The sequence below is a fragment of the Bacillus sp. HY001 genome (assembly GCF_007558965.1).
GTDB classification, from domain to species: domain Bacteria; phylum Bacillota; class Bacilli; order Bacillales; family Bacillaceae_G; genus Bacillus_A; species Bacillus_A mobilis.
Map to the genome: position 1 here is coordinate 1 of NZ_VLTE01000232.1, position 534 is coordinate 534.

The 534-nt window shown below is 30.9% G+C and carries 2 protein-coding genes; both read left to right on the forward strand.

What is annotated here, in order from left to right; genetic code table 11:
- Window positions 1-357, forward strand: a 357-nt coding sequence (mntA, locus tag FOT98_RS30680) for a type VII toxin-antitoxin system MntA family adenylyltransferase antitoxin (protein WP_222104678.1), incomplete at its 5' end; no start/stop codon positions are given.
- The coding region (gene hepT / locus FOT98_RS30685) for a type VII toxin-antitoxin system HepT family RNase toxin (RefSeq protein WP_222104679.1) at window positions 347-534 on the forward strand (188 nt) is incomplete at its 3' end. The genes mntA and hepT, both read left to right, overlap by 11 nt.

Below are 534 nucleotides of genomic sequence, written 5' to 3' on the forward strand. Positions count from 1 at the left end.
GTGAATCCCTATTGGATAATTGTGTTTGGATCAACGGCTGAGAACAGGGAACGAGAAGATAGTGATATTGATATAGCTTATTTAAGTGACACAACTTTAGGGAACTATGAACGTTTTTTATTAGCACAGGAGTTGGCTAACATTGTTCATAGAGATGTTGATTTAGTTGATTTATCCGAAGCTTCTACAGTTTTTCAAGCTCAGATTATACATACAGGAAAGACAATATTTTGTTCGGATGAAAAACGTAAGGTCATTTTTGAAATGAAAACCTTAAAAATGTATTCAAAATTGAACGAAGAAAGACAGATAGTATTTGATGATATAAAGAAAAGAGGTTCTATATATGAAGAATGAGGTTATTTTAAATAAAATTTCTACAATAGAGCGTTGTATAAAAAGAATCCAAGATGTATATGGAAATAACCCTGAAAATTTAGAGGACTTTACAAAACAAGATTCAATAATATTGAACATACAAAGAGCTTGTGAAGCGAGTATTGATTTAGCAATGCATATTGTTGCAGGGAAAAA